This is a genomic window from Bartonella sp. AP4SXKL (assembly GCF_042195845.1).
In the GTDB taxonomy this organism is placed as follows: domain Bacteria; phylum Pseudomonadota; class Alphaproteobacteria; order Rhizobiales; family Rhizobiaceae; genus Bartonella.
This window is the reverse complement of record NZ_JBHIPA010000016.1, coordinates 14,828-32,281: the sequence shown is the minus strand read 5'-3', so window position 1 is coordinate 32,281 and position 17,454 is coordinate 14,828. Positions and strand designations below refer to the sequence as shown.

Genomic DNA, 17,454 nt, shown 5'->3' with positions numbered 1-17,454 from the left:
TCATTCCTTGCGCAAAAATCACAGCAAAAGGAATTGGTGTGCTGTCTCAAGAGCTTAAAAGACAAAGCATGCATTAAAAGCAACAATTATGGAAAAGAAATACGAATTTACTGATAAAATCGATATAGTTTATAAGCGCCGATTTTTTAATTTTTTATTTGACAAAATACTATCAGTATGTCTATTGCCGAATCAGGTGCCTAGAAAACACCTTAAAATACCAAGCGGATTGGTTGCCGAAATAATCAGTCTTCTGAACATTAAAGATTTTGACTCATTATATGCTGTAGCATATAATGGTCTTGTCGGGTGTAGTTACACTATACAATACCCTCACGGGAAAGGTGTGGCGACGGACTTGGTACCGTGTTTTCTAGCACCCGGCACTCTTTTAGAGTGTCAATAGAAAACCTCTATTACCAAGGAGTTCACAGTGAACACACTTATAGAAATTAAAGAAAGCACTGCTAATAGTGCTACCACTCAGACTATGTCGAGTCGTGAAATTGCAGAATTATGTGGTAAAGAACATCGGAATGTTATGCGGGATATTCGGCAAATACTCACTGAGCTCAAAATTGAGCTGAGTGAATTTGCAGGATTCTACAGAGATTCAATAGGTCGTACTCTTCCTTGCTACAATCTTCCCAAACGTGAGTGTTTAATTTTTGTTTCGGGTTATAGCACTGCTTTACGAGCAAAGATTATTGACCGCTGGCAAGAATTGGAAAGACAAGTAGCAACACCACAAATAAATCTTGCCAATGCTTTGGAAAATCCTCTTACGATTAAACAGCTCCTTTTAGAGAGTATCAATCAATTAGAAGTCTTAAGAAATGAGGTGAGTACACTCAAGCCTAAAGCAGAAGCTTTGGAAGGTTTAAAACGCTCTGATGGTTTATTCGGTCTTATCGAAGCAGCGAAGATGTTGGAGGTGCGCCCAAAGGACTTAACCAATTACTTGCGTAAACATGATTGGGTGTATCGACGGGCTCCAGGGGCGCCTCTGTTACCTTATCAGGATAAAATCAAAAAAGGTTTCATGGACTGTCCTGCTATCACTATCCAAAGACCAGATGGTACAGAAAAGGTACTCCCTTCAACAAAAATCACATCCAGAGGATTGGCTTGTTTGAGAGAACAAATCTTTGGGGGTGTGCAATGAATACCAGTATCGACTTTTTATGTGATTTGTGGATAGCGTTGTCTCAGTTTATCAATTGTGAATACGTAGATGACAAAGACTGTAGTGACTTGGTTGACATCATGAGCATAGTAGAAAAAGCTTTGATTTTAAAACTTCAAGATGAAATTCCAAATATTACAAAGATTCTAGCAGTTTTAACGGATTTTGGAGATTCAGAGCTGCCCCATAGAATGGATTCTTTGTTGCGAGCTTATGATCCGAGTTTGCAGAAGCCCGTCACGAAAGCGGCTTAGTTTTAAACAATTGATTTCATCTCCTCGTCCTATAGGACGAGGAGGGGATTAAGTAACATAAAAAAGAGAAAGGTAATGAGATGATATTTGATGATGGAGATAGATATGTAACGACACGTGAGTGTGCACAGCTTTTTAGTGTATCCACAACAACGATTCGCAATTGGGTGCTTCAGGGTTTGTTTCCGGAGCCATATAAGCTAGGGAGAGCAGTGAGGTGGAGAAAGAAAAAGATCTTAGCCTTCACTCCAAAGAAAAATAAGGAGCAAATTAGATAAAATTATATAAACTGTAGAAGGTGGTCTAAAAATGGTTATTTAAAGAAAAAAACTGTATATTTCAATATTTTAAACACAAAAAGTGGTGCCCAGACGCGGATTCGAACCACGGACACGCGGATTTTCAGTCCGCTGCTCTACCAACTGAGCTATCTGGGCATGCTTCATAAAAAATATAAAGCGTTTGCGGTTATAACATTAAAATTTTCTCTGTCCAGTCATCAAAAGAAAAATAATTGATTTTTTAATAAGTTTATCTCCCTATTCTAGAGCGTTATCAATGAATCTTTATCATAAAATAAATTTGATAGGTATATTGGACACTTTAGTGTATTGTTATTAGAATGCTGTCTTATCGTGGTGGTGATACAAAAAAAATTAAAAGAATCAATCGAGAAGAATGATTAAGAAAGATTTTTTTATAAAGTTTCCCTAAATTTTAAGCATACGAAATAAGAGACAACATTTTTGACTTTTTTCTAAAAAGATTATTGATTAGTCTTTATAATAATTTGTTTTTCTTTATAAAGAAAGAAAAACATCTAAAAGGGGAGAAATAATGATAATGTTACAAAAACCAAGTAATCGTCCCAATAATACTAATTTTTCTTCAGGTCCTTGTAGCAAACGGCCTGGTTGGACTCTTGATGTTCTTAAAAATGCATTAGTTGGGCGTTCACATAGATCTAGAGAAGCAGAATTAAAACTTGCTGAAGTTGTTAATTTAACCCGTGAGATTCTTGAGGTTCCTTCTGATCATCGTATAGGAATTATGCCAGGATCAGATACCGGTGCTGTTGAGGCTGCTCTATGGTCTCTATTAGGTGAGCGTGGCATTGATATGGCAGCGTGGGAAAGTTTTGGGTTTGGGTGGAATAAAGATGTTGTCGAGCAATTAAAGCTTTCTGATGTGCGTCGTTTTGAAGCTCCTTATGGTGAAATACCAGATTTAACACAACTTGACTTTGATCGGGATGTTGTTTTTACATGGAATGGGACAACTTCTGGTGTGCGTATTCCTAATGCGGATTTCATTCCGCATAAGCGTGCTGGATTGACCATTTGTGATGCAACATCGGCAGCTTTTGCGCAATATCTTGATTTTTCAAAATTAGATGTTGTTACTTTTTCATGGCAGAAAGTTTTGGGAGGTGAGGCTGCACATGGTATGGTGATTTTAAGTCCTCGTGCTGTTGAGAGGCTTGAGAATCATGTTCCAGCTTGGCCTATGCCCCAACTTTTCTATATGACAAAAAATGGAAAATTGAACGAAGATATTTTTAAAGGAAAGATCATCAATACACCTTCTATGCTTTGTGTTGAGGATTTTCTTGATGGGTTGAAGTGGGCAAAATCTCTAGGAGGTGCAGCGGCATTAAGAGCAAGGGTTGAGAAAAATTTTTCTGTACTTGATGCTTTTGTTCGCAAAACGCCATGGTTAGAATATTTGGCAAAAGATCCTGAAGTGCGTTCTAACACCGCTATTTGTTTAGATATTGTGGATCCAGTGATTACTGCTTTGGATACGGAAAAGCGAGTATCTTTTATAAAAGCGGTTGTGAAGCGTCTTGATGAGGAAGGGGTTGCTTATGATATCGGTTCGTATCGCGATGCTCCTCCTGGGCTTCGAATTTGGGCGGGTATAACAATTGAGGCTTCCGATCTTGAAATTTTAACACAATGGCTTGAGTGGGCGTTCCAAGTTGAAAAAGCACAGCTTTAAATAATTACTGTTGATTTTCACAACGTGTTTTTAAACAAAAAAGGATACGAGAGATTATGATGATCTTTCGTATTCTTGTATCAGACAAACAGCCTCTAAATATTACATGAATTGTAAAAGATTAAGACGGGGAATGAATGCTTTGTCAGGTGTTGGATACGCACAAATTAAAATCTCTAATGTTTTTACTTTTTGTAGCGAAAATGACAGATTTAAAATATTTGGGTATTTGCTTATCTTTATTATCATAAATTTGAAAATTTAATCACTTGAAGATTGAGAAAAATCTGAAATGAGGAGTCGCACTTGCTCTAAGGTTTCGTTATAAAGAAGAGTTTGTTTTTGAATGCTGGTTTTTTTGACCAAACACGACGGAGAAAGTTATGGCCAATGTAGTTGTTGTCGGTACACAATGGGGTGATGAAGGCAAAGGTAAAATTGTAGATTGGTTGTCTGAGCGAGCAGATATCGTGGTGAGATATCAGGGGGGGCATAATGCTGGCCATACATTGGTTGTTGATGGAGTCAGTTATAAATTATCACTTTTACCGTCTGGTTTAGTGCGTGGCAAGTTATCAATTATTGGTAATGGTGTTGTTGTTGACCCTCATCATTTTGTTGCAGAAGTAAAAAAACTATGTAATCAGGGTGTAAAAATCACACCAGAAATTTTGCGTATTGCTGAAAATGCTCCTTTGATTCTTTCTTTGCATCGTGATCTTGATGCAATTCGAGAAAGCGGTTTATCTGGTTTAAAGATTGGTACAACAAAGCGCGGTATTGGACCGGCTTATGAAGATAAGGTGGGACGTCGTGCTATCCGAGTGATGGATTTAGCAGAAAAAGATACACTTATGGCTAAGATTGAGCGGCTTTTGAGGCATCATAATGCTTTGCGTCGTGGGATGGGTGTTGCAGAGATTGATTCTCGAGCACTTTATGATGAATTGATGCAAGTTGCGGATAAAATTTTGCCCTTTATGGATTGTACGTGGCGTCTTTTAGATGAAGGTTATCGAGGAGGGAAACACATTCTTTTTGAAGGTGCGCAAGGTGCTTTATTAGATAATGATTTTGGAACTTATCCTTATGTAACGTCATCTAATACAGTTGCTGGGCAAGCATGTACAGGTTCGGGGATGGGACCTGATGCAATCCATTATGTTTTGGGTATTGCAAAAGCTTATACTACACGCGTTGGAGAAGGGCCGTTCCCGACAGAGCAGATAAATGATATTGGTGAATTTCTGGGAGTGCGTGGACATGAATTTGGTGTTGTAACGGGTCGAAAGCGTCGATGTGGTTGGTTTGATGCTGTCTTAGTACGTCAGATGGTAACAATTTGCGGTGTTCAAGGTATAGCATTGACAAAACTTGATGTTTTAGATGGTTTGGATGAAATAAAAATTTGTATTGGTTATGAGCTTGATGGTAAAAGGATTGATTATTTACCTTCTTCCATGGGAGCTCAGGATCGGGTGAAGCCTATTTATGCAACATTAGAAGGTTGGAAGGAAGAAACAGCACATGCATTGAGGTGGGAAGATTTACCAGTGCAGGCTATTAAATATATACGCTATATTGAAGAACTGATTAATACAAAAGTGGCTTTATTATCCACAAGTCCAGAGCGTGAAGATACTATTCTTATTACGGATCCCTTTGTTAATTGATTATTGTTTTTAGATTTCTATATATGTTCTCTGTTCGTTTTTGTATCTTTTTACAAAAAAAGTTTTTAAGAGCACGTAAAAGAAAGGTGCAAAATAGCATTGTTTATTTTTCATATTCATTTTACATTATTGCAATAGTTGTACCAATATTAAATGGCAACCAATTTAGAAGGCTAAAATAAAGTTTTTTGGCTTTACTATTGATTTTTTCTCAGTTTAAGAGAGATTATAGAGGAAATGGTAGATTTCGTTGGAATCTTAAAAAAGACAATTAATGCACAAAATAATATTACACCACAAGTGCGTAAGCGGATTTATAAGCGGGCTACCGAAACACTAGAACATCAATTTGTAACAGCAAAAATACCACAAGCAATAGCGGATGAACAAAGAAAGATTCTTCAAAGTTCTATTGCAACTGTTGAAGGAGAATATTTAGCAGTTGAAAAGAAACGGCTTTCTTCAGTTATTGGTTGGAATCCCACAAATATAAATGAAGATAAGAAATATACAAAAAAAACTATATTACCAAAGAATAATGAATTGTCAGAGGTAAACATAAAAAGAAAGCAAGATTTTGTTACACGTTCAAAGGATAACAAGGTATTTGTTGAGCTTTGTGTATCAGATATACCAGATGCAGAGCCTGTTAATATGGAGGCTGATGTGCCTTCTCAGCATGTTAATAGCAGTGTGTTAAAGATTTCTCCTTCGCAGGAAGATAATCCGCATATTGTTTCGCACATTTTTTCTCAGGCTTTACGTCGTGCTAATAAATCGTTAGTGCAAAGGCGTATTGTGATAAGTGCTGTTTCTGTTGTTAGTTTTGTTGTTTTACTTGTTGGTATTTTTTTTGTTGGTGAGCGTGTATTTGTATCAAATGATCATCAGTTTTTAGAAGAAAATCTTCAAGCTTCTCACAGAGTACCAAAGGCATTTCCAATTAAGAGAAAGTTAACACAACGCTTATTAGAGGATGGAAGTGAAATTGATGTTGGTTTAAAACAAGCGATAGATTCTTCGGATGAAGAAGTATTCTCAACAGTTGTTGATAGCAATTTGCAATCGCTTGAAACATCAGGTGAAGCTGTTTTCTATCAAGCACGTACAAATTATGATGCAGAAAAGATAGCAACGGGAAGTGCTCGCTGGACACTTATAAAAGAGTCTCAAGTGAAGGGGTCTCCAGAAGAAACAACTATACAAGGTGATATAACAATTCCTGATGAAGGGATATCATTACGGTTAATTTTACGTCGTAATACCGATCAGTCATTTCCTGCTTCATATATTATGGACCTTATTTTTATTCTTTCGGATAAATTTTCAGGTAAAGCTATAAGCAATGTTCAAGCATTAACCTTTAAAGCAAGTGAACAATCCATTGGACAGGCTTTAACAAGAACCATTGCTGCAAAGATTAACGATGACTTTTTTCTTGTCGCATTGAGTGGAAATCATCCATTTCTTGATCGAAATTTACAATTGATGCGAGAATTAGATTGGATGCGTTTGGTGTTAACGGATAAAAACGGGCGTATAAGTGAATTAACCTTTGCAAAAGGACCAACAGGTAAGTCTATTTTTAATGAAGTTATTGGACAATGGCTTGCACAACAAGATAAGTTAACAGTTCTTGGTCAACAAAATAAAACATAGATGCAAAAAAATAAACGGCTGTGAAGAATTTTCTACGACCGTCTTTATCAATTATATACCAAATATATTCAATAAAGCTTTACATATCAATAACTTAAAGAATTCTATAGGCTAATTTACAAGTATAAAGCCAAGGCATGCTTTTTTTCATTTTCACATTTAAAGAATGTGCAAACCATTGGCTTTATACTTAACTCTAGGTTTTATACTTGACTTTGAGATAAAGTAGAATCTTTGATAGAGTTTTGCACTTTTTCAAATGCACGCATTTCAATTTGTCTTACTCGTTCTCGACTAATATTAAATTCACCAGAGAGTTCTTCTAGGGTTAGTGGTACATCGTTTAAACGACGCGCTTTAAATATACGCTTTTCGCGTTCATTGAGATTGTCCATGGCATTTATGAGCATGGAACGGCGATTTTCTAATTCACTTTTTTCAATTAAAATTTGTTCTTGATCGTTAGATTCATCCACCAACCAATCTTGCAACTCACTGTTTTCCCCTTCTTTTGTTCGAATTGGTGCGTTGAGTGAAGTGTCACCACCAAGCCTACGATTCATTGATACAACTTCATCTTCTGTGACATTCAACTGGATTGCAATTTTTTTCACTTGTTCTGCATTGAGATCGCCACTATCAAGTGCTTGAAGTTTACTTTTTAACTTACGAAGGTTGAAAAACAAACGCTTTTGATTAGCTGTTGTCCCCATTTTCACCAAACTCCAAGAGCGCAATACATATTCTTGGATTGATGCTTTAATCCACCATATTGCATAGGTTGCAAGACGAAAACCCCGCTCTGGTTCGAAACGTTTAACAGCTTGCATGAGTCCAACATTGCCTTCTGAAATGACTTCCCCAATGGGAAGTCCGTAGCCCCGATATCCCATCGCGATTTTAGCTACGAGACGCAAATGGCTGGTTACTAGCCTATGCGCAGCTTTTAGATCATTATGCTCACGGTAACGCTGAGCTAACATATATTCTTCTTTTGGCTCAAGCATTGGAAAACGACGCACTTCTTCCAAGTAACGGTTTAAACCACCATCACCTGTCATTACTGATAATAAATTCATATGGGCCATATAGCACCCTCCTTTTGTTTGAATTCCCTGATAAGGCAAATTCTATGTTTTAGATAGCTAACTATCCTCATAACCTCACTCTAGCATATTTTTCAATTTTGTTCAAAAAAAGATATTTTATTGTGAAATCTTGAGAAGGGGAAAAGTTTCAATTCATTTTTTTAAAAAGTTTAATAAGTTTAGCCATATCTTGAGGCAGTGGTGCGGAAAACGACATAACTTTACCGGTAGAAGGATGTTCAAAAGTAAGACTTGCAGCATGGAGTGCATGTCGGTTGAATTGATCGATTGCATTTCTAATAGTGGAGTTGAATGTGTTTGATTTTGTTTTAAAAGCGTTTCCATAAACTGTATCGCCTATGAGTGGATGCCCAATATGAGTCATATGAACACGGATTTGATGGGTGCGTCCAGTTTCCAAGCGACATTCCAGAAGGCTAGCAAAAGATGTTGAGTCTGCATGAGAGCCATATTTTTCAAGCAGAGAAACATGTGTAACAGCATGACGAGCATAAGGGTTTTGGTTATGGATGACAGCTTGCTTTGTCCGGTTATGGGGCGAACGGCCAAGTGATGCATCAATTGTCCAGACATTGCGCTGAGGTGTTCCCCAAATCAAGGCATGGTAGCGTCGATCTAATGCGCAGGTACGTCCATGATCAGAAAATTGAGCACTGAGACTTTTATGAGCTAGATCATTTTTTGCAACAACCATGACACCGCTTGTATTTTTATCAAGACGATGGACAATACCAGGGCGTTTAACACCACCTATACCAGATAAACTATTCCCACAGTGGTAAATAAGGGCATTAACCAATGTACCGGTCCAATTGCCATTCCCAGGATGAACAACAAGACCGGCTGGTTTGTTAATAACAATGACATGATCATCTTCAAAAAGAATGTCCAATGCAATGGCTTCAGCGCTAGGTTCTGCATCACGAAGGTCCGGCATTTCCAATTCAATTATTTGGTTAGGTTTTAATTTTATTTTGGGTTCCTTTATGAATTGACCATCAATTTTAAGACAGCCTTCACGGATGAGAGTTTGCAAACGCGAACGTGAGAGCACATCATGATATTGTTTTGCGAGCCACTGATCAAGACGTTGCCCAAGAGCACCTTCATCCGTTATTTTCTGTATTACCATACGATTCCTATTAAGTTTTTAATAAGATTTTACCAGTACGAAATTGCTTTACTATCGAGAAATTCTTTAATTCCCCAATGTCCTCCTTCACGAGCGCGCCCAGAAAATTTTACACCTCCAAAGTAGCTTCCACTGGGTAATCCATATCCATTAACTTCTACCATACCAGAGCGTACTTGTGCCGCAATACGACGACATTTGTTGCGATCTTGCGATTGAATATAGTTTGTAAGACCATACTCAGTCTCATTCGCTAAAGCGATGGCTTCTTCTTCTGTACTAAAAGAAAGAATCGAGAGAACTGGACCAAAGATTTCTTCTTTAAAAATACGCATATGAGGTTTTACATCAGCAAAGACTGTTGGACGGACATAATAACCGCGTTCCATTCCTTTTGGTAAACCAGTCCCGCCTGCAACAAGAGTTGCACCTTCATCAATTCCCGATTGGATAAGATCTTGAATTTTATCATATTGTTTTTTTGAAACAACGGGCCCAATATGATTTCCTTCTTGGCAGTTTGGTCCTACTTTTGTTGTTTCTGCAATATCTTTGGCTATTTTCACGGCTTTGTCATAGATGCTCTGTTCCACAAGCATACGAGTTGGTGCATTACAACTTTGTCCACTATTATAAAAGCAATGTCGTGCACCACGTTGAACAGCATCTGAGTCGGCATCAGCAAAGATAATATTCGCTCCTTTTCCCCCAAGTTCCAGACAGACTCTTTTTAAAGTAGCACTGGCATTTTTAGAAATATCTTTTCCTGCTCTAGTTGAACCAGTAAAGCTGATCATTTCTAAATCAGGATGTGCAGAGAGGTAAGAGCCAACAGTCGCACCATCACCATTGATTAAATTAAAAACACCGGCTGGAAGTGCGGCTTCATCTAAAAATTCAGCAAAAAGCATAGCAGAAAGAGGCGCAATTTCAGAGGGCTTTAACACCATGGTACAGCCAGCCAAGAGAGCAGGAATAACTTTAAGAGTTACTTGATTCATGGGCCAATTCCATGGCGTAATTAATCCTACGACGCCGATAGGATCGTAGTGAAGGATTGCTTGCTCATTTCCCTTTATTAAAGTTTTTTGGAACGAAAACTCTTTATAAGCTTCGATAAAATTGCGAATATGGGAACTTCCGGTTGCAGTTTGCGCATTAAGCGCCATATCAATTGGTGCTCCCATTTCCATTGAAATGGTTTTTGCCATGTCTTTGGAACGTTTTTCGTAGATCTCTAGAATTTTTTCAACAAATCCAAGACGCTCATTTGGTGATGTTGTTTTCCATTTTTGAAAGGCTTCTTTAGCCGCATTAATTGCTTTATCGGCATCTTTTGTACTTCCAAGGCTAATGACAGCACAAGCCTCCTCTGTTGATGGATTAATGACGTCAAAATCGTGAGGAGTGCTTGGCTCATCCCATAGACCATTGATATAAAATTTCCGTTTATTAAACATAATTCACTCCCTTTTTTCTATTTATATTTATGTAATTATGATTGTCTTAGTCTAAGCCTTTTTAAACGAGGATAACAAGGATAATCTTATAAAAACGTGAGAAATTAGATTATATCGTGATAATTGAGCATGGAGAGTTCAATAGAGCAATGCTTATTGTATTATTGAGACTAGTTTCTTTTATGAAAAGGGAGAGAAAGAGAGGCATAGACAATTTTCTTGAAGTTTTTTTATCATGAAGTTTTCTTCAAAACAAATGAAATACGCGCTCTATGACACCATAAACTAGGCAATTTATATCGTAAATATGCAAAAGGCAGATTATGAATATGCATTATGGCACTATTTTTTTCATTAAAAAGTAACCATCAGCAAAAGGTTATTAACCTTCGTATGATAGTTTCTACGAATTCTTTTTGAAAAGGTTATTTTTCTCATTGCTATAAATTTGTTGGGTGCCATGCATAATTCGAAAACAAAATCTATTTCTACGTCTTCTTTTTCTGATGATGGTACAAAAGGTGCATCAAGAGAAGATTTATCTGTTAAGATTACTGAGATATTTCCTTATCCGGAAGTGTGGAAAAAGGCATTTGCCCTCGGAAAAAACGTCCGTTTCACGAGAACCCCAGAAGTTGAGATTTTGCGTCGTCGTATAGAAACAGATCCAGTTTTTGCAAAACAGTTTAAAATTTTTACGAAGCAAGATCAAAAAAAAATTACAGATACAGATATTGTACGTTGTAACAAGAAAACAACAAATATTCTTTCGACAAAAAAAGTCATTAATCCTCAATCAATAGAGAATAAAACATCAGTTTGTCATTCAACGGTTTTGAAGCAGTTGTCACGTCAAACTACTCGTATGCCGTCAGCAAATATTCCACTTGAGGAGGATAAACAAGAACGTAAATTACAAGTGGAAAATGTGCTACAAAAAATAAAACCTGCTTTGCATCTTTCCGATGATGCATTTTTTGAGTGTGAATCTTTGATATTTGAACATGTGGAGACTCAAACTTCAAAAGAGGATGGAATATCAATTGATACGACAAATGAAATTACACCAGATATTCCCACAGCCTTTGATGAGTCAATAACGGCTCTTTACCGTGTTCTTGAATACCGCTTTCCACAACTCTATGATTCAATTACATCAGAATCTCCAGCGGAAAGGATGCGAGGTGTTGAGAAAATTTCTGATTTAATGCATACAAATAATGATACTACTAAAGAGAGTCATTCTAATCTTTCTGTTGAAGATTCTGCTCATACGTTAAGTAATACAGGCGCGTTAAGCGATGCAGGGGCGAGTATAGAGACTGAAAATAGCAATAATACTGTCGCCAATAATACTGTTGATTGTATAAACAAAGCCGTCACAAAGAATTCAAAAGATTTTTCTGTGATGCAAGCAAACAGTAAAAATAAAACATTGCAATCTACTCGTATGCCATTAGGTAATTATGATTCTGCTTTTATGCAAAATATTCAATCTATTGACTGTGATGTTTATGAATTTCCTCCGATCAACTTATTACAGGAACCTGTTTTTCATGAAGGTACGATGATTCCTCAAGAAACATTAGAACGTGGTGCTGGACTTTTGGAAAGTGTTTTGGAAGATTTTGGCATTAAGGGTGAAGTTATCCATGTTCATCCAGGGCCAGTGGTAACAATGTATGAATTTGAACCCGCCGCGGGCGTAAAGTCATCGCGCGTTATTAATCTTTCTGATGATATTGCGCGTTCTATGTCTGCTATTTCTACACGCGTTGCTGTAATTCCTGGACGTAATGTTATCGGGATTGAGTTACCCAATGCGGTTCGTGAAACCGTTTATTTACGAGAATTAATCCAAACACGTTCTTTTCGTGAAAGTGAATTTAAACTTGCTCTTGCTTTGGGGAAGGGGATTAATGGTGAACCGGTCATTGCAGAATTAGCAAAAATGCCTCATTTATTGGTTGCAGGAACAACAGGATCAGGCAAGTCTGTTGCAATTAATACAATGATTTTGTCGATTCTTTATCGTATGACACCAAAGCAATGTCGTTTGATCATGGTTGATCCTAAAATGTTAGAGCTTTCTGTTTATGATGGCATTCCACATCTTTTAACACCCGTTGTCACAGATCCCAAAAAAGCAGTAACAGCTTTAAAATGGGCGGTTCGTGAAATGGAAGAGCGTTATCGCAAAATGGCTAAGTTGGGTGTGCGTAATATTGATGGTTTTAATGCACGCGTTGCACTTGCAGCTCAAAAAGGCGAAACAATCATGTGTACTGTTCAGTCGGGTTTTGATAAGGAAACAGGGGAAATGCTTTATCATGAAGAAGCCATGGATCTCACGCAGCTTCCTTATATTGTTGTGATTGTTGATGAGATGGCTGATCTTATGATGGTGGCAGGGAAAGAGATAGAGAATGCCATTCAGCGCTTAGCGCAAATGGCGCGTGCGGCAGGTATTCATCTTATTATGGCAACACAACGTCCTTCTGTTGATGTTATCACAGGTACAATTAAAGCGAACTTTCCTACCCGCATTTCTTTTCAAGTAACATCAAAAATTGATAGTCGTACGATCTTGGGTGAACAAGGTGCTGAAACGCTTTTAGGTCAGGGGGATATGCTTCATATGGCAGGTGGTGGACGCATTGTGCGCGTTCATGGACCTTTTGTCTCAGATGAAGAAGTTGAATCCATCGTTGCACATCTTAAAATGCAAGGAAAACCTGATTATTTAGCAACGGTAACAGATAATGAAGACGATAACAAAGAGGATACTTCTGCTGATTCAGCTGCTGAAATTTCTGAGGAAGAAAATTTTGATGAAGAGGGTGAGGAACTTTATAACCAAGCTGTAAAAATTGTTATGCGTGATAAAAAATGTTCAACATCTTATATTCAGCGCCGACTTTCAATCGGCTATAATAAAGCAGCTTCTCTCGTCGAGCGAATGGAAGAAAAAGGCATTGTTGGAGCCGCTAATCATGTTGGAAAACGTGAAATTTTACTCAATGAAGGAAAATAAACAAACGCATTTAAAAATATGCAATTTTTTAAATATCTGACAGTTATTATTTAAATGTGCTTGTTTTATTTTTTTATATAATATTAAAAATTTAAATGGAGAGTAATAAAGCAAAAGCGATCTTTTGTATTAAGACTTCTGATGAGGTAAACAAGCTGATATCAAAGGAGATTATGAGATGTTTTTAACATTTCTAAATGATCTGGAATATAAAGAAATTAAACAAATCTTTATATGAAAACAGATAATTTGTGTTCTCTTTTTTACAGAGAAATTTTTTAATAAAATAGTGCGGTGGCATATTTTTTGTTTTTTCTTTTGTAGCGATTCTAATGAAAGAAAGATCTTTGGGAGATTATTGAGAGCATCATAAGAAAAATGCCCAATATGCAAGTTCTGTTGCATAGGATACTTTAAAGCGTCACGCTGAATTTATTATCATTTGATATTATTGGCTCAAGAAAGATGTTCTTACGAGAAGCTTTATTTGAAAAAGAGATTTTGATAATGCAGTATATTGATTTATAGTAATTTATCATTATTCACAGTGAATAAAAGTCTCAAACATTGTAAGATTTTCTCATTTCAAATCTGTTTCTGTTGAAACAATTAAAACCGTTTTCTTGCGTATCATAATAATGTAGGAGTAAAAAAGTTAAAAAATAAAAAGGCTGCTTATGAACGCCTTCAAATGCCGAGAACTATTGATAACATTAGGGGCTGAAATTAGTATAATGATGGTGCTAACCAGCTCTTTTATAAGTATAAAAATGGTAATGCACAATGCCTTGATATCCTCTATAGGGACTTTTACATTACACCATTTACAGATGACGTCGTAAAATAAGCTTGGGGATCTTGGGAGATATCTTTTCAAAAAAGGCGCATGAATGTGTAAAATAAGTGTATTCTTTTTGAGTACTATTTATGCGAGGGAGATGTTACCATTATTGTAACAAGATTTATTACATAGTGGGTGAATAAGCAACAAGAGCTGGAAGCTTCTTTTTATTCTTGTTTTGTTGATGAAACAGTCAAAATTTTGCTACAGACAATTGATATGAGATATCAAGTTATTTTAACCAGAATAGATAATTGTAAACAAATTAGCATTATTCATTTGAGAGTAAATTCAACACTTTTTAGTTTTAGTTATGCCATTAAAAGCAGATGAGTTAAAGTTAAATACAAATGAATTAAAATGTCAGCAAGAAGCTTTTCGTTTTACACCAGAGCTTTTGCCACGGCCTTTTACGTGGGAAATCGATCACAATGGTTTGTTTTGTGAAGTCTCAAAAGAGCTAGCTGAAGTTGTTGGTCCTCTCTCTTCTTCTATTTTAGGGTGTAGTTTTCATGAGCTTGCTCATCAATTTAATGATGATCGATATCTGGTTCTCAGTCGTTTTATTGAAGCGGCTATGCCTTGGAGTAAAGAGATTGTTCAATGGCCTGTTGATGGTTGCTTACAATGGCTTGATGTTGAATTGTCGGCTTTGCCAATTTTTGATGTTAAAAAGCAGCTTAAGGGGTTTCGTGGCTTTGGTGTTTTAAAAATACAAAAAAAAGTCCAAGAAAAAAGAAATGAAAAGCTAGAAACAGAAATGCTATGTCTTACGGAGATAGAACGCTCAGCTTTTCGTGAAATTGCAGAGCAATTGCGTGATGAATTGAATTCATCGGTAAAAGAAGAAAATTTAGTTGAAGAAACAGCTATTCAGTTACCATATGCACAAACATTGCCGGTAAATGCTATAGAACAAGCTCTCGTAAAAGAGCCCGCTGCAGTTTTATCATTGTTGGATACAGCAACAGATGGTGTTTTATGGTTGGATGAAGAGGGCTTTGTTCAATCAGCGAGTAGGGCAGCCTTAGCATTAATGGGTTATGAAATAAATGAACTACGAGGACAACCATTCTCTTCATTATTTACTTTGCAAAGCCGACTTTTGGTTGAAAAGTATTTTAAATCAATCCGTATGGAGGAAAAAAATCAGGTTTTAAATCGCAGTGAAACCGCTGATTTAATGACAAAAAATCATAAAAATATAACCGTTTTGATAACGATTGTATTTTTGGTAAAGCAAGGCAATTATGCTGTTATGTTGCGTGATAGGACACAAACAGTTCCATCAGGAGAAAAAAAAGCAGAAGAGGATAAAATCGTTGGAGTTGTTCATGAAATACGAACACCTTTGAATGCTCTTATTGGTTTTGCAGAAATTATGAGAGAAGGCCGTTTTGGTTCGATAGAAAATGAGCGCTATCATGGATATTTACGCGATATTATTTCCTCTGGAAAACATATATTATTGCTGATTAATCAATTACTAGAGTGCTCGAAGATAAATTATTCTGGTTCCGATAACCAGATTGATTCTTCCCTTATTTCTGAAACATTTGATGTAATATCTTGTTTACGTGCGACGATAGCTTTTCTTGAAACTCAAGCCAATCAGAACGGCATTATCATGCGTATTGTTGCTCCACCTCACGTTCCATTTATTCCTGTATCACAACAAGTGTTTCGCCAGATTATATGGAATCTTCTTTCCAATGCTATTCGTTTTACACCTTTGGGTGGACAGATTATTGTTCACGTTTCTTATAGAAAAGAACGTGTAAAAATTTCAGTGAGTGATAATGGTATAGGGATGAACGAAGAAGAGATTATACAGGCACTGCAACCTTATGGTCAAGTAGAGCGCAAAGATGGACGATCTGGTGATAGCGCTTTTATGGGAACAGGTTTAGGCCTCCCAATGTGTAAAGCAATGGTGGAAGAAAGAGGGGGACAATTTTTACTGTTCTCAAAACCCAATCATGGAACAACTGTGGAAATGTTTTTTCCTCGTGTTCCATGATGTAAATCTTGCATAAAATTATTTTTTCTTAGCCAAAAGATCTCTAATTTCTGTTAAAAGTTGTTCTTCTGAAGACGTTTTTTTGGGGCTTTCTTCTTCTTTTCTACGAATTTTATTCATAGCCTTAACGAATAAAAAAAGAACCCAAGCAATAATGAGAAAATTGATAAGTAAAGTAATAAAGTGTCCATAGCTAATGGTTGCTCCAGCTGCTTTGGCGGCACTCAATGTTGCTTGTTTTTCGCCAGCAAGTTGAATAAACATATTAGAAAAATCAATCCCACCTGTAATCAGCCCAATGATTGGCATAAAAATATCATTGACAATTGAGTTGACCAAGCTACCAAAAGCACCCCCTATAATCACACCGATAGCAAGATCAATCATATTACCTTTTAGGGCAAATTCTTTGAATTCTTTAAGCATTGCATTTTCCCCTTTATATAAGCGATATACGGTAATTTACTTACCGCTTTTGATGAAAAAGGAAAGGGCAGATTTTATTTTTATGATTATATTACAATATTAATATTATTTTCAAAGACTTTATAAGGTTTAATAAAGAGCTTTAGGGCTCTATTTGAATGTACATAGAACCTTTCCTAGAAAAAAGCTTTTTTAATAAAAACTATATCTGCTTTTTCAACAGAAAGTAGAAAACTGTAGCTTAATTTATATAATTGCCTCAAGATTTTTATGTTAACATTAAAAAGAGAGGTTTTTACACAATACCACAAAATAAGTAGTGTTGAAAGTTGAGCTATCAGAAAGCTTTTCAAATGAAGTACATATATTAGCATAACATTTTGTCATAAAAAGAGAATTTAGGAATAAAAAATATATTTCAGCACTGATAGAAGAAATAGATAGATGAGACAGGAGTAAAACTTATAATTTAATTCCTCTTAATTTAGTAAGCGATAATAGCAATTAGGAGGGCATTATGGCTTATCTAAAAGCTATTTGTATTGGGTTACATGAGCTAAAATGGCGATAATTCGGATGGAAGAAACACATTTCATCTGCTGGAAGATTGTATCAGTTTATAAATAGCAGAGCTCTAGGGTTTGCAAGATCATTTTGGT

The 17,454-nt window shown here is 36.4% G+C and carries 12 protein-coding genes, 1 tRNA gene and 1 pseudogene; 9 read left to right on the top strand and 5 right to left on the bottom strand.

What is annotated here, in order from left to right; genetic code table 11:
• The 4 genes and pseudogenes from ACFIMI_RS08060 to ACFIMI_RS08045 form a co-directional block, all read left to right on the top strand.
• A pseudogene (locus ACFIMI_RS08060) lies at positions 1-77 on the top strand (phage antirepressor Ant); the annotation flags it as partial.
• A 356-nt stretch (positions 78-433) separates the two neighbouring features.
• Positions 434-1,165 carry a phage antirepressor KilAC domain-containing protein gene (locus tag ACFIMI_RS08055; protein WP_375692434.1) on the top strand — a complete coding sequence of 244 codons (732 nt, stop codon included), beginning with the start codon at positions 434-436 and terminating at the stop codon, positions 1,163-1,165.
• Positions 1,162-1,440 (top strand): hypothetical protein, encoded by a 279-nt coding sequence (locus ACFIMI_RS08050; protein ID WP_375612051.1) that lies wholly within the window; start codon positions 1,162-1,164, stop codon positions 1,438-1,440. The genes ACFIMI_RS08055 and ACFIMI_RS08050 overlap by 4 nt, the downstream gene beginning before the upstream one ends.
• Before the next feature lie 80 nt (positions 1,441-1,520).
• Positions 1,521-1,718, top strand: a complete 198-nt coding sequence (locus tag ACFIMI_RS08045) for a helix-turn-helix transcriptional regulator (RefSeq protein ID WP_375612052.1) — start codon at positions 1,521-1,523, stop codon at positions 1,716-1,718.
• Between the two features lie 83 nt (positions 1,719-1,801).
• Here ACFIMI_RS08045 and ACFIMI_RS08040 read toward each other — a convergent pair.
• Positions 1,802-1,877, bottom strand: a tRNA-Phe gene (locus ACFIMI_RS08040).
• A gap of 400 nt (positions 1,878-2,277) precedes the next feature.
• On the opposite strand from ACFIMI_RS08040, the gene ACFIMI_RS08035 reads away from it, so the two are divergent.
• From ACFIMI_RS08035 to ACFIMI_RS08025, 3 genes are all read left to right on the top strand, one after another.
• Positions 2,278-3,441 carry a phosphoserine transaminase gene (locus tag ACFIMI_RS08035; RefSeq protein WP_375613717.1) on the top strand — a complete coding sequence of 388 codons (1,164 nt, stop codon included), beginning with the start codon at positions 2,278-2,280 and terminating at the stop codon, positions 3,439-3,441.
• A gap of 383 nt (positions 3,442-3,824) precedes the next feature.
• The gene (locus tag ACFIMI_RS08030; protein WP_375613716.1) at positions 3,825-5,114 is read left to right on the top strand and encodes an adenylosuccinate synthase; all 1,290 of its coding nucleotides are present in this window, start codon (positions 3,825-3,827) and stop codon (positions 5,112-5,114) included.
• A 237-nt stretch (positions 5,115-5,351) separates the two neighbouring features.
• Entirely contained in the window at positions 5,352-6,773 is a 1,422-nt protein-coding gene (locus ACFIMI_RS08025) for a hypothetical protein (RefSeq protein ID WP_375613715.1), read from the top strand.
• 203 nt (positions 6,774-6,976) lie between these two features.
• On the opposite strand, the gene rpoH is transcribed toward ACFIMI_RS08025, so the two are convergent.
• From rpoH to ACFIMI_RS08010, 3 genes are all read right to left on the bottom strand, one after another.
• Complete coding sequence (gene rpoH, locus ACFIMI_RS08020; RefSeq protein WP_273790355.1) at positions 6,977-7,861, bottom strand: RNA polymerase sigma factor RpoH; 885 nt, start codon at positions 7,859-7,861, stop codon at positions 6,977-6,979.
• A 148-nt stretch (positions 7,862-8,009) separates the two neighbouring features.
• Positions 8,010-9,014 (bottom strand): RluA family pseudouridine synthase, encoded by a 1,005-nt coding sequence (locus ACFIMI_RS08015; protein WP_375613714.1) that lies wholly within the window; start codon positions 9,012-9,014, stop codon positions 8,010-8,012.
• Positions 9,015-9,043: 29 nt separating this feature from the next.
• The gene (locus ACFIMI_RS08010; RefSeq protein ID WP_375685914.1) at positions 9,044-10,474 is read right to left on the bottom strand and encodes an aldehyde dehydrogenase family protein; all 1,431 of its coding nucleotides are present in this window, start codon (positions 10,472-10,474) and stop codon (positions 9,044-9,046) included.
• A 460-nt stretch (positions 10,475-10,934) separates the two neighbouring features.
• Here ACFIMI_RS08010 and ACFIMI_RS08005 point away from each other — a divergent pair, with 460 nt between their 5' ends.
• Together ACFIMI_RS08005 and ACFIMI_RS08000 are read left to right on the top strand one after the other, a co-directional pair.
• The gene (locus tag ACFIMI_RS08005) at positions 10,935-13,508 is read left to right on the top strand and encodes a DNA translocase FtsK (RefSeq protein WP_375613712.1); all 2,574 of its coding nucleotides are present in this window, start codon (positions 10,935-10,937) and stop codon (positions 13,506-13,508) included.
• A 1,154-nt stretch (positions 13,509-14,662) separates the two neighbouring features.
• Positions 14,663-16,369, top strand: a complete 1,707-nt coding sequence (locus tag ACFIMI_RS08000; protein ID WP_375612060.1) for an ATP-binding protein — start codon at positions 14,663-14,665, stop codon at positions 16,367-16,369.
• Positions 16,370-16,387: 18 nt separating this feature from the next.
• Here the strand turns inward: ACFIMI_RS08000 and mscL are convergent, their stop codons facing one another.
• Entirely contained in the window at positions 16,388-16,795 is a 408-nt protein-coding gene (mscL, locus tag ACFIMI_RS07995; protein WP_026500234.1) for a large conductance mechanosensitive channel protein MscL, read from the bottom strand.
• Positions 16,796-17,454 lie beyond the last annotated feature (659 nt).